14 protein-coding genes and 1 pseudogene are annotated in these 17,578 nt (G+C 63.2%); 11 read left to right on the top strand and 4 right to left on the bottom strand.

The genetic code is table 11. The features are described 5' to 3' along the window. Positions 1 to 34: 34 nt before the first annotated feature. On the bottom strand, positions 35 to 1,693 hold the full coding sequence (locus CO657_RS06540; RefSeq protein WP_054181892.1) for an acyl-CoA dehydrogenase family protein: 1,659 nt from the start codon (positions 1,691 to 1,693) through the stop codon (positions 35 to 37). Positions 1,694 to 1,872: 179 nt separating this feature from the next. Between CO657_RS06540 and CO657_RS06535 the strand changes: the two genes are divergently transcribed. The 9 genes and pseudogenes from CO657_RS06535 (at position 1,873) to rpmG (ending at position 13,346) form a co-directional block, all read left to right on the top strand. Continuing rightward, positions 1,873 to 2,829, top strand: coding sequence for an aspartate carbamoyltransferase catalytic subunit (locus tag CO657_RS06535; RefSeq protein WP_054181891.1), 957 nt, complete (start codon positions 1,873 to 1,875; stop codon positions 2,827 to 2,829). Continuing rightward, entirely contained in the window at positions 2,826 to 4,115 is a 1,290-nt protein-coding gene (locus CO657_RS06530) for a dihydroorotase (RefSeq protein WP_054181890.1), read from the top strand. The genes CO657_RS06535 and CO657_RS06530 overlap by 4 nt, the downstream gene beginning before the upstream one ends. A gap of 45 nt (positions 4,116 to 4,160) precedes the next feature. After that, positions 4,161 to 4,781 carry a glycerol-3-phosphate 1-O-acyltransferase PlsY gene (gene plsY, locus CO657_RS06525; protein ID WP_054181889.1) on the top strand — a complete coding sequence of 207 codons (621 nt, stop codon included), beginning with the start codon at positions 4,161 to 4,163 and terminating at the stop codon, positions 4,779 to 4,781. After that, the gene (gene dprA, locus CO657_RS06520; protein WP_054181888.1) at positions 4,781 to 5,923 is read left to right on the top strand and encodes a DNA-processing protein DprA; all 1,143 of its coding nucleotides are present in this window, start codon (positions 4,781 to 4,783) and stop codon (positions 5,921 to 5,923) included. Before plsY ends, dprA begins: the two co-directional genes overlap by 1 nt. Positions 5,924 to 6,094: 171 nt before the next feature. Next, positions 6,095 to 8,749 carry a type I DNA topoisomerase gene (gene topA / locus CO657_RS06515; RefSeq protein WP_054181887.1) on the top strand — a complete coding sequence of 885 codons (2,655 nt, stop codon included), beginning with the start codon at positions 6,095 to 6,097 and terminating at the stop codon, positions 8,747 to 8,749. 1 nt (position 8,750) lies between these two features. Next, positions 8,751 to 11,123 carry a ribonuclease R gene (rnr, locus tag CO657_RS06510; RefSeq protein ID WP_054181886.1) on the top strand — a complete coding sequence of 791 codons (2,373 nt, stop codon included), beginning with the start codon at positions 8,751 to 8,753 and terminating at the stop codon, positions 11,121 to 11,123. A gap of 71 nt (positions 11,124 to 11,194) precedes the next feature. Further along, positions 11,195 to 11,648, top strand: a pseudogene (locus CO657_RS06505) (DUF983 domain-containing protein). A 253-nt stretch (positions 11,649 to 11,901) separates the two neighbouring features. Beyond that, positions 11,902 to 13,086, top strand: a complete 1,185-nt coding sequence (locus CO657_RS06500; protein ID WP_054181885.1) for an MFS transporter — start codon at positions 11,902 to 11,904, stop codon at positions 13,084 to 13,086. Positions 13,087 to 13,178: 92 nt separating this feature from the next. Further along, complete coding sequence (gene rpmG / locus CO657_RS06495) at positions 13,179 to 13,346, top strand: 50S ribosomal protein L33 (RefSeq protein WP_003587245.1); 168 nt, start codon at positions 13,179 to 13,181, stop codon at positions 13,344 to 13,346. A gap of 746 nt (positions 13,347 to 14,092) precedes the next feature. Here rpmG and CO657_RS06490 read toward each other — a convergent pair. Both CO657_RS06490 and CO657_RS06485 read right to left on the bottom strand, forming a co-directional pair. Beyond that, the gene (locus CO657_RS06490) at positions 14,093 to 15,466 is read right to left on the bottom strand and encodes a PleD family two-component system response regulator (protein ID WP_003587247.1); all 1,374 of its coding nucleotides are present in this window, start codon (positions 15,464 to 15,466) and stop codon (positions 14,093 to 14,095) included. 18 nt (positions 15,467 to 15,484) lie between these two features. Beyond that, on the bottom strand, positions 15,485 to 15,856 hold the full coding sequence (locus CO657_RS06485) for a response regulator (protein ID WP_003547430.1): 372 nt from the start codon (positions 15,854 to 15,856) through the stop codon (positions 15,485 to 15,487). Positions 15,857 to 15,988: 132 nt separating this feature from the next. On the opposite strand from CO657_RS06485, the gene CO657_RS06480 reads away from it, so the two are divergent. Then, positions 15,989 to 16,297, top strand: a complete 309-nt coding sequence (locus CO657_RS06480) for a DUF3572 domain-containing protein (protein WP_054181884.1) — start codon at positions 15,989 to 15,991, stop codon at positions 16,295 to 16,297. 2 nt (positions 16,298 to 16,299) lie between these two features. After that, complete coding sequence (locus CO657_RS06475; protein ID WP_003587251.1) at positions 16,300 to 16,977, top strand: hypothetical protein; 678 nt, start codon at positions 16,300 to 16,302, stop codon at positions 16,975 to 16,977. Here CO657_RS06475 and CO657_RS06470 read toward each other — a convergent pair. Then, entirely contained in the window at positions 16,952 to 17,539 is a 588-nt protein-coding gene (locus CO657_RS06470) for a GNAT family N-acetyltransferase (RefSeq protein WP_054181883.1), read from the bottom strand. The two genes, CO657_RS06475 and CO657_RS06470, sit on opposite strands and share 26 nt — an antisense overlap. Positions 17,540 to 17,578 lie beyond the last annotated feature (39 nt).

Raw genomic sequence — 17,578 nt, 5'->3', positions numbered from 1 at the left:
CGACGAGGCGACGTGAACAATACCCCGCCTGCGGTCAGGCGGCCGGGGGATAGAGCAGATCGACGATGTAGCTGGCGTCGAAGCGGGAATCGAGCATGCCGTAGGTGGAGCGCCAGCCGCCGGCAAGGCGCGTCTCGATGAAGGCATCGGCAATGCGCCCTGCCCCGAGCCGATAGAGTTCGGCGGCACCGGCGGCAAGCGCCAGCTGCTCGACGAGCAGGCGCGCGGCCCCCTCATCCTGTTCGCAAAGCGCGATTGCGGCGCGCAGCACGTCGATCGTCTTCTTGCCGGCCGGACCGAGATCGCGGGCAAGACCAGCGAAAACCGTCTCGAACAGGTCCTTGCCGCGGTTGAGCACGCGCAGCACGTCGAGCGCCATGACGTTGCCGGAGCCTTCCCAGATGGCGTTGACGGGCGCTTCGCGGTAATGGCGGGCGATCGGGCGTTCCTCGATATAGCCGTTGCCGCCGACGCATTCCATCGCCTCGTAGATCAGCGCCGGGGCGATCTTGCAGCACCAGTATTTGGCGACCGGCGTCATGACGCGGGCATAGGCTGCCTGCTCGGCATTGCCGCGCGCCTTGTCGAAGGCGTCGGCAAGGCGGAAGGAGAGAGCGGTGGCGGCGGCGACATCAAGCGCCATGTCGGCCAGCACGCGCGTCATGATCGGCTGGTTGACGAGCATCTTGCCGAAGACGCTGCGGCCGCGGGTGTGGTGTACGGCTTCGGCGAGCGAGGCGCGCATCATGCCTGACGAGGCCAGCGCGCAGTCGAGCCGCGTCAGCGTCACCATGTCGAGAATGGTGCGGATGCCGGCATCCGGGCCGCCGAGCAGGAAGCCGAAAGTGTCGGTGAACTCCACTTCGGCAGAAGCGTTGGAGCGGTTGCCGACCTTGTCCTTCAGCCGCTGGAACTGCAGGCCGTTGGCCGAACCATCCTCCAGCAAGCGCGGCACGAGGAAGCAGCCCATGCCCTCCTTCGTCTGCGCCAGCATGATGAAGGCATCGCTCATCGGCGCGGACATGAACCATTTGTGGCCTGATAGTCGGTAGATGCCTTCGCTGACCTTTTCGGCAGCGCTGCGGTTGGCGCGCACATCCGTGCCGCCCTGCTTTTCCGTCATGCCCATGCCGATGGTGACGGCGGATTTCTGCATGGCTGGTTTGTTCGACGAATCATATTTGCGCGAGAGGATTTTGGGCGCCCAGTCCTTCTGCACGGCGGGCGAAGCGGAGAGCGCGGCAACGGAGGCGCTGGTCATCGTCAGCGGGCAGAGATGGCCGGATTCCAGCTGCGCGGTCAGATAGAAGCGGGCGGCGCGAACCTTGTGGGCCTCATCCTTGGCATCGGCATCGGCCTGCGGATCCCAGACGGAAGAATGCAGGCCGACCGACATGGAGCGGCGCATCAGCGCATGCCAGGCAGGGTGGAATTCGACGACGTCGAGGCGCTCGCCGCGCGGACCGTGGGTGCGCAGCTGCGGCGCGCCCTGGTTCGCCATGCGCGCCAGCTCCTGCGCCTCCGGCGAGGTGACGTAGCGACCCATGTTTTCCAGGTCTTCGCGGATGCCGCGCGGCAGGGCCGCCGTCAGATCGACGATCAGCGGATCGGACCGATAGGCGTTGATGCCGGACCACAGGCTCGGCTGGTTGAGTTCTGCGAGTTTTTCGTCAGTCCGGTTGGCGGAGGTCATAATTCGCTTCTAGTGTAAGAACCCGGCAAAGGGAAACCGGAAGTTATGATTCGGTTCATTCTGCTCTATCGGAATTTTGGCGAAAATGCATGGGGACATAAGCCTTTGCCCACAGCGCATGCTTGCCCCGGCGGGCAGCACTCTTTATAGACCCGCCAGAGACAGCAAGAGGCAGGGTCATGGTCTTTTTCCCCCACCGCCACCTCATCGGCATCAAGGGCCTCACCGAGCAGGATATCACCTATCTGCTCGACAAGGCCGATGAAGCCGTCAAGATCAGCCGCCAGCGAGAGAAGAAGACGTCGACGCTGCGCGGGCTGACGCAGATCAACCTCTTCTTCGAGGCATCGACCCGCACGCAGGCCTCCTTCGAACTTGCCGGCAAGCGGCTCGGCGCCGACGTCATGAATATGTCGGTCGGCAATTCCTCGGTGAAGAAGGGCGAGACGCTGATCGATACGGCGATGACGCTGAATGCGATGCGCCCTGATGTGCTGGTCATCCGCCATTCGAGCGCGGGGGCGGCCGCCCTTCTCGCCCAGAAAGTCTCCTGCTCGGTCGTCAACGCCGGCGACGGGCAGCACGAACATCCGACCCAGGCGCTGCTCGACGCGCTGACGATCCGCCGCGCCAAGGGCAAGCTCTCGCGCATCATCGTGGCGATCTGCGGCGACGTGCTGCATTCACGCGTGGCGCGCTCCAATATCCTGCTGCTCAATGCGATGGGCGCCCGCGTGCGCGTCGTCGCGCCCGCCACCCTCCTGCCCGCCGGCATCGCCGATATGGGCGTCGAGGTTTTCCATTCGATGAAGGAAGGGCTGAAGGACGCCGATGTGGTGATGATGCTGCGGCTGCAGCGCGAGCGTATGTCCGGTGCCTTCGTGCCTTCGGTGCGCGAATACTACCACTTCTACGGGCTCGACGCCGAAACGCTGAAGTCGGCGAAGGAAGATGCGCTGGTCATGCATCCCGGCCCGATGAACCGCGGCGTCGAGATCGCCTCCGAGGTGGCGGACGGTCCGCAGAGTGTGATCGCCGAACAGGTGGAAATGGGGGTCGCGGTGCGCATGGCGGTGATGGAGACGCTGCTCGTCTCGCAGAACCAGGGTCCCCGAACCGATGGATTGAAGGCATGAGCAACCCGATCGTCCTCCAGAACGTCCGCATCGTCGATCCGTCGCGCAATCTCGACGAGGTGGGCACGATCATCGCCGCAAACGGCGTGATCCTGGCTGCCGGCAGCGCCGCGCTGAACCAGGGCGCACCCGAAGGTGCCAATATCCGCGACTGCACGGGCCTTGTCGCCACACCTGGCCTCGTCGATGCGCGCGTGCATATCGGCGAACCCGGCGGCGAGCACCGCGAGACCATCGCCTCGGCGAGCCGGGCGGCGGCAGCCGGCGGCGTTACCTCGATCATCATGATGCCGGATACCGATCCCGTGATCGACGACATCGCCCTCGTCGAATTCGTCAAGAAGACGGCGCGCGATACCGCCGCCGTCAACGTCTATCCGGCCGCCGCCCTCACCAAGGGACTTGCCGGCGAGGAAATGACCGAGATCGGCCTCTTGATGCAGGCAGGCGCCGTCGCCTTCACCGATGCCCATTCCAGCGTCCACGATACGCAGGTGCTGCGCCGGATCATGACCTATGCGCGCGAATTCGGCGCGGTCATCTGCTGCGAAACGCGTGACAAATATCTTGGCGCCAACGGCGTCATGCATGAGGGGCTTTTCGCCAGCTGGCTCGGGCTCTCCGGCATTCCAAGAGAAGCCGAGCTCATCCCGCTCGAACGCGATCTGAGGATCGCGGAACTGACACGCGGGCGTTATCATGCCGCGATGATCTCGGTGCCGCAATCGGTCGAGGCGATCGAACGCGCCCGCAGCCGTGGCGCCACAGTGACCTCGGGCATCTCGATCAACAATCTGGCGCTCAACGAAAACGACATCGGTGAATATCGCACTTTCTTCAAGCTCTATCCGCCGCTGCGCCCGGAAGACGACCGGGTCGCCATGGTCGAGGCGCTGGCAAGCGGCGCGATCGATATCATCGTCTCCTCGCACGACCCGCAGGACGTCGATACGAAGCGCCTGCCCTTCGGCGAAGCTGAAGACGGCGCGGTCGGCCTCGAAACCATGCTGGCGGCGGCTCTCAGGCTTCACCATGGCGGCCAGGTGAGCCTGATGCGCCTGATCGACGCCATGTCCACCCGCCCGGCCGAGATTTTCGGCCTCCCCGCCGGCACGCTGAAGCCGGGGGCTGCGGCCGATATCGCGCTGATCGATCTCGATGAGCCTTGGCTTGTCGCCAAAGACATGCTTCTCTCCCGCTCGAAGAACACGCCGTTCGAAGATGCGCGCTTCAGCGGGCGGGCAATCGCGACATACGTCTCGGGAAAGCTTGTCCATGCACTCTAGGACGCGGCTGGACTGAGAATAGGCCACGGAGGGCTGAGGCGGCATATGTTATCCAATCTCATGTCATGGCAGATCACGCTGCCGGTCGCGCTTGCCGCCGCCGTCATCGGCTATCTCTTCGGCTCCATTCCTTTCGGCCTGATCCTGACGCGCGCCGCCGGGCTCGGCGACGTGCGCAGCATCGGCTCCGGCAATATCGGCGCGACCAATGTGCTCAGAACTGGAAACCGCAAGCTTGCCGCGGCGACGCTGCTGCTCGATGCGCTGAAAGCGTCGGCCGCGGCCTGGATCGTCGGCTATTTCCTCGGTGAGGAGGCGGCGATCATCGCCGGTTTCTTCGCCTTCATCGGTCATCTCTTCCCGGTCTGGATCGGCTTCAAGGGCGGCAAGGGTGTCGCCACCTATATCGGCACGCTGCTCGGCGTCGCGCCGATCATGGTCGTGCTCTTTGCCGCCGTCTGGCTGGCAATCGCCTTCACCACGCGCTACTCCTCGCTGTCGGCGCTGGTCGCCATGCTTGTCATTCCGGTTGCGCTGTGGATACTGGGCAATGAAAAGGTTGCAGCCGTCATGGCGATCATGACGCTCATTTCCTATTGGAAGCACAGGGCGAATATTTCCCGGCTGATGGGCGGGACGGAAAGCAAGATCGGGGCAAGGGGATAATGGATGCGCTGAGCGCGGGACCAAAAGGCACTGTGCTGAGCGAACGGCAAAGAATTGCCTGGCTGCGCCTCATCCGTTCCGACAATATCGGCCCCGCGACCTTTCGCGACCTTATCAATCATTTCGGTTCGGCCGAGGCAGCGCTTGCGGCACTGCCGGAGCTTTCGGCGCGCGGCGGCGCGACGCGGGCAATCCGCATCGCCAGCGAGGCCGAGGCGCATCGGGAATTGGAGGCGGCGCATCGTTTCGGCGCCCGCTTCGTCGGCATCGGCGAGCCAGACTATCCGCAAGCGCTGAAGCAGATCGACGGCGCGCCGCCGCTCTTGGCCGTCAAGGGCACGCTTGCCGCCGCCAAACGGCCGGCCGTCGGCATCGTCGGCTCGCGCAACGCCTCAATCGCCGGCGCCAAATTCGCGGCGATGGTGGCGCGCGACTGCGGCCGGGCTGGATATACCGTCGTCTCGGGTCTCGCGCGCGGCATCGATACCGCGGCGCACCGGGCAAGCCTGGAGACGGGCACGATCGCGGCCCTTGCCGGCGGCCTCGACCAGCCCTACCCGCCGGAGAATATCGGCCTGCTCGAGGAGATCACCGGCAGCAACGGTCTGGCGGTCAGCGAGATGCCTTTCGGCTGGGAGCCGCGCGCCCGTGATTTCCCGCGGCGGAATCGGCTGATCGCCGGCATCGCGCTCGGCCTCGTGGTGGTGGAAGCAGCGACACGCTCGGGATCGCTGATCACCGCCCGCCTTGCCGGCGAGTTCGGCCGGCTGGTTTTTGCCGTGCCGGGCTCACCGCTCGATCCGCGCTGCCACGGCACCAACGGCCTGCTGAAGGACGGCGCTTCGATCGTCACCGCACCTGCCGATGTCATCGAGGCCCTGGCGCCGCTGGCGCAATTCGAGCTGTTCCCGTCGTCGATGGCGGAAGAGCCGCCAGGTGGCGGCGGGGCAATGACGATGCCGCCCGGCGATACGGATCGCAACCGCATCATCGATGCGCTCGGGCCGACGCCGGTCGAGATCGACGATATTATCCGCCACACCGGACTGTCGGCATCGGCGGTCTATCTGATCCTGCTGGAGCTCGACATCGCAGGCAGGCTGCACCGGCATCAGGGCGGTCTCATCTCGCTTTCCGATTGAGCTTTGGGCGATACGGACCGGCCGCTTTGCAGCAGCTGTAAGACGTAAAATTGTAGCAAACCCCTTGACCGCAGCGATTTCCCTGTCCATGTCGGAGGGCCGGCATCCATGTTGCGGTGTGTGTTGCGCTGGTTTCAACGCTGGCGTCGTTTCCTTTTTTAGAGAATCATCATGAATGTTGTAGTGGTGGAATCGCCTGCCAAGGCCAAGACGATCAACAAGTATCTGGGTTCGGGATACAAAGTGCTCGCCTCCTTCGGCCATGTGCGCGATCTGCCTGCCAAGGATGGCTCGGTCCTCCCCGATCAGGATTTCGAAATGCTTTGGGAGGTCGACGGGGCCTCGGCCAAGCGGATGAAGGACATCGCCGACGCGGTGAAATCGTCCGACGGCCTGTTTCTCGCGACCGACCCGGATCGCGAAGGCGAAGCGATTTCCTGGCACGTCCTCGATATGCTGAACAAGAAGCGGGTGCTGAACGGCAAGCCGGTCAAGCGTGTCGTCTTCAACGCGATCACCAAGAAGGCGGTGCTCGACGCGATGGCCGATCCGCGCGACATCGACGTGCCGCTGGTCGACGCCTATCTCGCCCGCCGCGCGCTCGACTATCTCGTCGGCTTCAATCTTTCGCCGGTCCTCTGGCGCAAGCTGCCCGGCGCACGCTCGGCCGGCCGCGTCCAGTCGGTGGCGCTTCGCTTGGTCTGCGACCGCGAATCCGAAATCGAGCGCTTCATTTCGGAAGAATACTGGAACATCTCGGCACTTCTGAAGACGCCGCGCGGCGACGAGTTCGAGGCAAGGCTGGTTTCGGCCAACGGCAAGCGGCTGCAGCCGCGCGCGATCGGCAACGGCGAGGACGCGGGCCGCCTGAAGGCTTTGCTGGACGGCGCGAGCTATGTCGTCGACACGGTCGAGGCCAAGCCGGTCAAGCGCAATCCAGGACCGCCATTTACGACCTCGACCCTGCAGCAGGCCGCCTCCTCCAATCTCGGTTTCTCCGCCTCGCGCACCATGCAGATCGCCCAGAAGCTTTATGAAGGCGTCGATATCGGCGGCGAGACCGTCGGTCTCATCACCTATATGCGAACCGACGGCGTGCAGATGGCGCCGGAGGCGATCGATGCCGCCCGCAGCGCCATCGTCGACCAGTTCGGCGAGCGTTACATGCCCGAAAAGGCGCGCTTCTATTCCACCAAGGCCAAGAACGCCCAGGAGGCGCACGAGGCGATCCGCCCGACCGATTTCTACCGCTCACCCGACCGCGTGCGCCAATTCCTCGACGCCGACCAGATCCGGCTCTACGACCTGATCTGGAAGCGCGGCATCGCCAGCCAGATGGCCTCGGCCGAAATCGAGCGCACGACGGCTGAAATCACCGCCGACAACAAGGGCGAGAAGGCCGGGTTGCGCGCCGTCGGCTCAGTCATCCGCTTCGACGGCTTCATCGCCGCCTATACCGATCAGAAGGAAGACGGCGAGCAGAGCGACGACGGCGACGAGGATGGCCGCCTGCCGGAGATCAATGCGCGCGAGACGCTCGCCAAGCAGAAGATCAATTCGACCCAGCATTTCACCGAGCCGCCGCCGCGCTACTCGGAAGCCTCGCTGATCAAGAAGATGGAAGAGCTCGGCATCGGCCGCCCCTCCACCTATGCCGCGACGCTGGCGACGCTGCGCGACCGCGACTATGTGACGATCGACAAGCGCAAGCTGATCCCGCAGGCCAAGGGCCGGCTGGTGACGGCTTTCCTCGAAAGCTTTTTCACCAAATATGTCGAATACGACTTCACCGCCGATCTCGAGGAGAAGCTCGACCGGATTTCCGCCGGCGAGCTGAACTGGAAGCAGGTGCTGCGCGATTTCTGGAAAGATTTCTTCGCCCAGATCGAAGACACCAAGGAACTGCGCGTCACCAATGTGCTCGATTCGCTGAACGAGGCGCTGGCGCCGCTGGTCTTCCCGAAGCGGGAGGACGGCAGCGATCCCCGGATCTGCCAGGTCTGCGGCACCGGCAACCTGTCGCTGAAGCTCGGCAAATATGGCGCCTTCGTCGGCTGCTCGAACTATCCGGAATGCAATTACACCCGCCAGCTCTCCTCCGAAAACGGCGGAGAAGCGGATGGCGCCGCCCTCAACGAACCGAAGAACCTCGGCACCGATCCAACGACCGGCGAGGAACTGACGCTGCGCTCCGGCCGCTTCGGCCCCTATATCCAGCGCGGCGACGGCAAGGAGGCCAAACGCGCTTCGCTGCCGAAGGGCTGGAAGCCTGAGGACATCGACTACGAAAAGGCGATGGCGCTGATTTCGCTGCCGCGCGATATCGGCAAACATCCGGAATCCGGCAAGATGATCTCGTCAGGCATCGGCCGCTATGGGCCGTTCCTGCTGCATGACGGTTCCTATGCCAATCTGGAAACGATCGAGGACGTGTTTTCGGTCGGGCTCAACCGCGCCGTGACCGTCATTGCCGAAAAGGCAAACCAGGCACCGGGCCGTGGTTCGCGCGGCACGCCGGCGGCGCTGAAGACGCTCGGCGATCATCCCGACGGCGGCGCGATCACCGTTCGCGACGGCAAGTACGGACCGTATGTCAACTGGGGCAAGGTCAACGCCACCCTGCCGAAGGGCAAGGATCCGCAGGCGATCACCGTCGAGGAGGCGCTTGCGCTGATCACGGAGAAGGCCGGTAAGGCGCCTGCCGGCAAGACGAGCAAGGCGAAAGCCAAGCCGAAGGCGGCGGCCGCCGAAGCCAAGACCACCAAGACGGCGGCCAAGCCGAAGGCAACGAAGGCGAAAGCGCCCGCGAAATCGAAAAAGAGCTGACGTGAGCAGAATACCGCGCGACAGAACGAACCCTGCGGGCAAGCGCCCGGGCAAGATCGGCCGTGCCGGCAAGGATGCTCCCGCCGTCGAGCCGCTGAACATCGTCCACGGCGCGCTGCCGTCGCGGGAGGTGATCCTGCGCTTCATCGCCGATCATCCGCAGAAAGCGTCCAAGCGGGAACTCGCCAAGGCTTTCGGCCTGAAGGGCGACAGCCGCGTCGAGCTCAAGCACCTGCTGCAGGAGCTCGAGCAGGAAGGCATGCTGCAGAAGAACCGCAAATCGCTGATCCGCCCCGGCGCGCTGCCGCCGGTCACCGTTCTCGATATCACCACGCGTGACAAGGATGGCGATTTGATCGGCCGGCCGGCGGAATGGCCCGAGGATCAGGGTGTCGCGCCCGCCGTCGCCATCCGCCAGCAATCGCCCGCAGGCCGCCAGGGCAAAGGCAAGGCACCGGTCGCCGGCCTCGGCGACCGCATTCTGGCGAAGATCTTCCCGGCCGTCGATCGTGGCGGGCCGGCCTATACGGCGCGGATCATCAAGGTGATCGACAAGCGCCGCGGCGCCTCGATGGGCGTTTTCCGCACGACGCCTGGCGGCGGCGGCCGGCTGCTGCCGATCGAGCGACGCGGCGAGGAGATGGTCATCGATCCAGACTTCACCGGCGGCGCCAAAGACGGCGACCTGGTCGAGATCGAAGTCGCCCGTCTCGGGCGCTTCGGCCTGCCGCGCGCCAAGGTGCTTTCGGTCGTTGGCTCCGTCGGCTCGGAAAAGGCGATCTCGATGATTGCCATCCATGCGCACGGCATTCCGCATGTCTTCCCGCCCGCCGTTATCGCTGAGGCCGAGGATGCAAAACCCGCGACGATGTCGCATCGCGAGGACTGGCGCGACGTGCCGTTGATCACTATCGATCCGGCCGATGCCAAGGACCATGACGACGCCGTCTATGCCGAACTCGACCCCTCGCCCGACAATCCCGGCGGCGTCATCGTCACCGTGGCGATTGCCGACGTCTCCTGGTATGTCCGCCCGAAGTCACCGCTCGACCGCGAGGCGCTGAAGCGCGGCAATTCGGTCTACTTCCCGGATCGTGTCGTGCCGATGCTGCCGGAGCGCATTTCCAACGATCTCTGCTCGCTGAAGGAAGGCGTCGACCGCCCGGCGCTCGCCGTGCGCATGAGTTTTTCCGGGGAAGGCCGCAAGATCGGCCACACGTTTCATCGCGTCATGATGAAGAGTGCTGCCAAACTCTCCTATCAGCAGGCGCAGGCGGCGATCGACGGCACGCCGGACGATAAGACCGGGCCGATGCTCGAGCCGATCCTGAAGCCGCTCTGGCACGCCTATGCGGTGATGAAGCGCGGACGCGACCGGCGCCAGCCGCTTGAACTCGACATGCCGGAGCGCAAGATCCTGCTGAAATCCGACGGCACCGTCGACCGGGTCCACGTGCCGCCGCGGCTCGACGCTCACAAGCTGATCGAAGAGATGATGATCCAGGCGAACGTCTCGGCCGCCGAGACGCTGGAAAAGAAACGCCAGCCGCTGATCTACCGCATCCATGACGGCCCGACGCTTGCCAAGCAGGAAATCCTGCGTGAATTCCTGGCGACGCTTGGCATCCCGCTTGCCAAGGGCGGCAATATGCGCGCCAACAACTTCAACGGCATTCTGGCGAAGGCGGACGGCACGCCGCACCAGACCATGGTCAACGAGATGGTGTTGCGCTCGCAGAGCCAGGCGATCTACGGCCCGGAGAATATCGGCCATTTCGGCCTCAACCTGATGAAATACGCGCATTTCACCTCGCCGATCCGCCGTTACGCCGATCTCATCGTGCATCGCGCCCTCGTCGGCTCGCTCGGCTTCGGCGAAGGCGGCATCACGACAGAGGAAGAGGCAGGCCTCGACGATATCGCCGCGGAAATTTCGACCTTCGAGCGCCGGGCCATGGCGGCCGAGCGTGAGACGGTCGACCGGCTGATCGCGCATCATCTGAGCGGCCGCGTCGGCGAGGAATTTGCCGGGCGGGTCTCGGGCGTTACGAAATCCGGGCTTTTTGTCGCCCTGCCGGAGTATGGTGCCGATGGTTTCGTCCCCATATCGACGCTCGGCAGCGACTATTTCATCTATGACGAGGCGCATCAGGCGCTCTCCGGTGAACGGACGGGGCTCGGCTATCGCCTTGGCGACAACGTCACCGTGAAGCTTGCCGAAGCGATCCCGCTTGCCGGGGCGCTGCGCTTCGAGATGGTCAGCGAAGGGCGCGAGATGCCGACGGCGGTGCGCTCCTTCCACAAAGCCGGCCGCCGCGACCGGGGCCAGGTTCGCAAGAAGCCGGGAACGAGGCCACCGCGCGGGCGGCATTGAAATGTTCCAGCTGTCCGAAAGCGGCATTGGGCGAGATTCACGAGCCTATGCGGCCTGAAGAGGAAGATGCGATGAGCACACCGACCGAACCGGTCGTCCGCTATGGCGACAGACCCGAGGCCGAGCGTCCGCTGGGACGCTCCATCCTGCGTTGGGCTGATGAACCGCTGCCCGGCCTGCGGCAGCGGCAAACTTTTTCGCGCCTTCCTGAAGCCGGTCGACCATTGCGCCGCCTGCGGCGAGGCGATGCATCACCAACGTGCCGACGACCTGCCGCCCTATATCGTCATCCTCGTTCTCGGGCACGTCGTGGTCGGCGGCTATATGCTGACCGACCTGACCTTCGTGCTGCCGGTGTGGGCGCATATCGCCATCTGGGCGCCGATCACCGTCATCACCGCGCTTGCCTCGATCCAGCCGATCAAGGGCGGCGTCATCGGCCTGCAATGGGCGCTGCGCATGCACGGTTTCGGCGGCGAGAGCGACGGTCCGGACGATTATGACATCCCCGGACGCCCGGATTGATCGCTTTCACCTTCCAGACATATTTACCGTGTAGTGCCAGCGCTCCACCGACCACTACCCAAATGCGGCAGCCGACGATCCTCAACCCGACATGGTAAGCATTTCTTGGCCGAACGGGCTTTACATTCCGCAGATGGTCACTCACATCGGAAATACTGCGAAGCGGCATCCGTCACCCGGATTTGGCACGTCTGTGTCTATCTGTCCGACGGGACCGGCCGATTCGCTCGCGCAGCTTTCTAAGGATGGATAAATGTCTCAGCCGAGAAACGGCACACCGGGCGATGTCGAGGAAATCCATTGGCCTTCTCTGGTGGCAGCCATCTCGTCGATATCAGCCGTTGGCATAGCAATCGGCCTCGGGCTCCCGCTTCTCAGCATCATCCTGGAAAAACGCGGCATCTCGTCCACACTGATCGGGCTGAACACTGCGATGGCAGGCGTCGCCGCGATGGCCGCCGCGCCCATCACCACCCGGCTCGCGCATAAATACGGCGTTGCGCCAACCATGCTCTGGGCGGTGCTGATTTCGGCGCTGAGCGCGCTCGGCTTTTATTATGCCCAGGATTTCTGGATGTGGTTTCCGCTGCGTTTCGCCTTTCACGGCGCGACAACGACGCTGTTCATCCTCTCCGAATTCTGGATCAATGCCGCCTCGCCGCCGTCCAAGCGGGGCTTCGTGCTCGGCATCTATGCGACCGTGCTTTCCCTCGGCTTTGCGGCCGGGCCGCTGTTGTTTTCGATCCTTGGCAGCGACGGCATCTTCCCCTTCCTGATCGGCGCCGGTGCCATCCTGCTGGCCGCCATTCCGATCTTCATTGCCCGCGACGAGAGCCCGGTGCTTGAGGAAAAACCGGAACTGCATTTCATGCGCTACGTTTTCCTTGTGCCGACGGCAACGGCGGCGGTCTTCATCTTCGGCGCGGTCGAAGCGGGCGGGCTGTCGCTTTTCCCGATCTTTGCCGTGCGCGCCCATTTCACCGAATCGCAGGCCGCACTTCTGCTCACCATGATGGGCGTCGGCAACGTCATCTTCCAGATCCCGCTCGGCCTGCTTTCCGACCGTATTCCCGACAAGCGGCCGCTTCTGGCCGGCATGGCGCTGATGGGCTTCGTCGGCTCGATGATGCTGCCGCTGCTGGTCGACAACTGGCTGCTGATGGCCGGACTCCTGCTTTTCTGGGGCGGCTGCGTCTCCGGCCTCTATACGGTCGGCCTCAGCCATCTCGGCTCGCGGCTGACGGGCTCCGACCTTGCCGCCGCCAATGCAGCCTTCGTCTTCTGTTATGCGATGGGAACCGTGGCCGGGCCGCAGGCAATCGGTGCGGCGATCGATGTCGCCGGAAATAACGGTTTTGCCTGGGCGATTGCCGCGTTCTTCGGCCTCTATGCCCTACTTTCCGGCATCAGACTGATGTTCATTCGAAAACGGACTTGACTTTTCGGGCGGGATTCGTAGTTTCGCGCCAGGATTTGCCGTGGAGCCCATCCGGCTTCCACGGCTTTCATTTTCTTAAAGGCAGGACGACCATGGCCAAGGCTACAACAATCAAGATCAAGCTGCTGTCGACAGCCGACACCGGTTTCTTCTACGTCACGACGAAGAACAGCCGTACGATGACGGACAAGATGACGAAGACGAAGTACGACCCGATTGCTAAGAAGCACGTCGAGTTCAAGGAAACCAAGATCAAGTAATCACTTGGTTGCCGGATTTCGCAAAAAGCGCGCGCCCTCGGGTTGCGCGTTTTTTATTGCCCGAATTGGCCCTCTTGGCGATGACAGCGCAAACAGAAAAACGCCGCCCTTCCATCTTCGGGAAGTGGCGGCGTTTTCTTGAAAGGGGGTCGGCCAGCATGCAAAACGGCACGAGGAACCGCTATAACTTGCCTACTAGCCGACCGACCCCACGACCCAGGAGATGCGGCGGACCTGAGCATCATGGGGTATCGACAACTCCTCAGCGGGAGCGCTTCTCTTATGAGCCGATAATTTGCGCAAAAATGAAAGAAAATCAACAAATTCTTAATGATGATTTTTGCGGACTTGATTCTATGGTTAAAAGTCCAGTTTTGGTACATACAAAGATTTATCGCCTCTGCTTAAGGATGAAGCCTAGGCGCTGACCCACCCAAGAAATTCGACAATATAACGTAATAACCTACACCTCCCCTCCCGCTACGTGAGGTGGTGCGGCGGCACTCTATTTCCGCCCATCGGCGGAAGGCATTTTTTATAGTCGGCATTTTATTTTTAGCTATGGCCGGACGCCTTGAAGACTATCGGGCAGCGGCGCATCCGCAGCAAAGCCGGAAATCCATTTTTGGGCTATTTGATTGCAAATTTTTCACGCCGCGCTGTGCGGGCGAGCATTAAAAATCGGTAACAATCCGCTTACCACGGTGGAAAACCCATAAACGGCACATAAGGCGACAGGTGATTCGTCAGGCGGCCGCGGCGACGACGCGATTGCGGCCGGTATTCTTGGCCTCGTAAAGCGCAAGATCGGCCTGCTTCATCAGCTGATCCGGGGTCAGCACCGAGCCGATGCGCGAAGCGATGCCGAAGGAAGCGGTGACATTCAGCGCCTCCCCCGCGTGTTTCAGCATGAAGGGCGCGTTTTCGACGGCCGCGCGCAGGCGCTCGGCAACAGCGGCGGCAATTTCCGGCGAGGTATCGGGCATGACGACGACGAATTCCTCCCCGCCGTAGCGGCAAGCGAGGTCGGCGCCGCGAATGGTCGAGCGGACGCGGTTGGCAAACTCCCGCAGCACTTCGTCGCCGCCGTCATGGCCATAGGTGTCGTTTACCTGCTTGAAGCGATCGATATCGGTGATCAGCACCGAAAGCGGCCGGCCCCGCGCCATCGAACGGTTGAAAAGCACGTTCAGGTGATTGTCGAGATAACGCCGGTTATAAAGGCCGGTCAGCGGATCGGTCACGGCAAGCTCGATCGTCTGCTTGACGCTGGCGCGCAGGCGGTCGTTGCAGCGCTTGCGACGGATCTGCGTCAGGCTGCGGGCAACCAGCTCGTTGGGATCGACCGGGCGGATGATGTAATCGTTGACGCCGAGATCGAGCGCGCGCACGACCATCTCGTCCGCGCCCTGCTCGGTGATGATCAGGATCGGCAGGAAGCGGGTGCGCTCCAGCGAGCGCAGCTGCGAGCAGAGGCGCAGCGGATCGTAGTCGTCGAAATTGGCGTTGACGATGACGAGATCGAAGGCGCTTTCGGCCGCCTCGAAGAGCGCTGCCTGCGGATCGGAAAGGGCAAGCACGTCGGCGACGGGCTTCACCGCCTTAATGATGCGCTCCTGCGAATTGGCGCGGCCGTCAACGAGCAGGATCTGACCGGTCTCGTCGGCGCGGCCCTCGCCTGCCCGCATGAGATCGTCGATGCCCATCGTATGGGCGGTGTCGGCGCGGATGCGCAGTTCATCGCTCAACGTCTTCAGCCGCAGCAGGCTCTTCACCCGTGAGATCAGCTGAAGGTCGTTGACCGGCTTGGTGAGGAAATCGTCGGCACCGGCCTTCAGACCGCGGACGCGATCGGCCGGCTGATCCAGTGCCGTGACCATGACGACAGGAATATGGGCAGTCTTGCGGTTGGCCTTCAGCCGCTCGCAGACCTCGAAGCCGTCTATGCCGGGCATCATGATGTCGAGCAGGATCAGATCGACCTGGTTGCGCTCGCAGATCGCCAGCGCCGTGTAGCCGTCGGCTGCGGTCATCACGTCGAAATACTCCGCAAGCAGCCGCGCTTCGAGCAGCTTCACATTGGCCGGAATATCGTCAACCACCAGTATTCGCGCAGTCATAGCTGTCTTTCCGATGCGTCAGGCATCGCCCAGATAGGTCTTGATCGTCTCGATGAATTTCGGAACCGAGATCGGCTTGGAAACATAGGCTTCGCAGCCGCCCTGGCGGATCCGCTCCTCGTCGCCCTTCATCGCGAAAGCCGTGACGGCGATGACGGGAATCACGTGCAGCTCGTCGTCTTCCTTCAGCCATTTGGTGACTTCGAGGCCGGAGACCTCGGGAAGCTGTATATCCATCAGGATGAGGTCGGGGCGATGCTTGCGCGCCAGATCAAGCGCCTCCATGCCGTTTCTGGTCTGGATCGTGGTATAACCGGACGCCTCGATGAGGTCGCGAAAGAGCTTCATGTTAAGCTCGTTATCTTCTACAATCATCACCTGTTTGGGCATGACAAGCTGTCCCTACGTCCGTTCGCGCAGCGGTTCGTCCCATGAGAAAGGCACATGCGGACAATTGCTCCGTGAAACCGATAGCGCACGCTAGCGGTATTTGGTTGAAGAAAAGGTAACTTACCCCTCGAAATGCAAAGCAACTTCAAGACTTCGAAACAACCGGCCGCCGACCCGCACGCGACCGCGATCGCCGTGCTCGGCTGGCTTGCCGACGATCCCGACATGTTCGGCCGATTTCTTGCGCTGACCGGTGTTGCGCCCGGCCAGGTGCGCAGCGCCGTCAACGATCCCGGCTTTCTCGCCGGCATGATGGATTTCCTGATAAACCACGAACCGACGGCGATGGCTTTCTGCACGGCGAGCGGCATCAGCCCGGAAACGGTCACCGCCGCCTGGCAGCATTTCTCCTCGCCGGGCCTCGATTCCGGGGAATATTGACGGTGACCGGCATAGCGCAACTCGATACCTCGCATATCCGGCTCGGCGAACGGCCGCTGATCGTCTGCGACGTCGACGATGTCGTGCTGCAGTTCATCGGCCCGTTCCAGCTTTTTCTTGAAAGCCGGGGGCATGCCTTCCTGCCGCGCTCGTTCCGGCTCCACGGCAACATCGTCTCGCAGGCCGATGGCGCGGAGATCGAGGATCAGCGGGTCAGCCGGCTGATCGAGGAATTCTTCGAGGCGCAAGAGCTGTGGCAGACGCCGCTCGATCGCGTCGTCGAGACGCTCGGCCGGCTTTCCGAGGCCGCCGACGTGCTTTTCCTGACGGCCATGCAGCCGCGGTTCCAGGACCAGCGCCGCCGCCTGCTCGACAGGATGGGCCTGCTTTTTCCGCTGCTTGCCAGCGAAGAGCCCAAAGGGCCGATCGTTCACGCTTTGCATGCCAGCCGCTCCCTTCCCGTCGTCTTCATCGATGATATGGCGCGCAATCTGCATTCCGTTAGGGAACATGTTGCCGATTGCCTGCTGATTCACCTGATGCCCGACTCCCCCGTCCATCGTTTCGCGCCGGCGGCAGCCGACGACATCACCCGCGTCAGCGACTGGACTGATGCCGCCGCGCTGATCGAGGCGCACTTCCTTGCCGGCGCTTTCAGCCCTGCAGTTCCAGCCGCATGAGCGGTCGGCCGTCCTTGCGCCGCGCTACCGTCTCGAAACCGGCCGCATCGAAGATCGCCGTCGAGCCGATGCACAGCGTCACCGATTTCGACTGCTTCACATGATCGATCGGACAGGCTTCGAGCAACCGCGCGCCCTGGCGCCGCGCATGATCGATCGCCAGCGAAAGCAGGCGATGGCTCATGCCCTTGCCGCGCAAGCGCGGCAGCAGGAAGAAGCAGCTGACGGCCCAGATCGACGGATCGTCCGCATCGCCCTCCTCCAGCGGCCGCGAGACCGTGCGCGGCGAATTGAACTGCGGCACGTCATGGCGCGGCCCGACCTGCACCCAGGCGACCGGCGCCCCGTCGGCATAACAGAGAATGCCCGGCGGCGGCCCGGCCTTGATCCGATCGTGCATATGCACCTTGCGCTCGTCGGCCGCCATCTTCGTTCTGATCGCATGCGGCAGGCGCAAGGCGACGCACCAGCAATTGTAGAAGGCACCCTGCGGTCCGAACAGGGTTTCGAAGTCGTCCCAGCGTTCTGCCGTTACCGGCTCGAAACGAAGATCGTTATCCAAAGGCAAAGCTCCCGCCTCTCTTGAGACTCGGAAGCTTAA

It is taken from the genome of Rhizobium acidisoli (genome assembly GCF_002531755.2).
In the GTDB taxonomy this organism is placed as follows: Bacteria; Pseudomonadota; Alphaproteobacteria; order Rhizobiales; family Rhizobiaceae; genus Rhizobium; species Rhizobium acidisoli.
The sequence above is the reverse complement of the archived record's forward strand: the minus strand, read 5'-3'. Positions and strand labels throughout refer to the sequence as shown.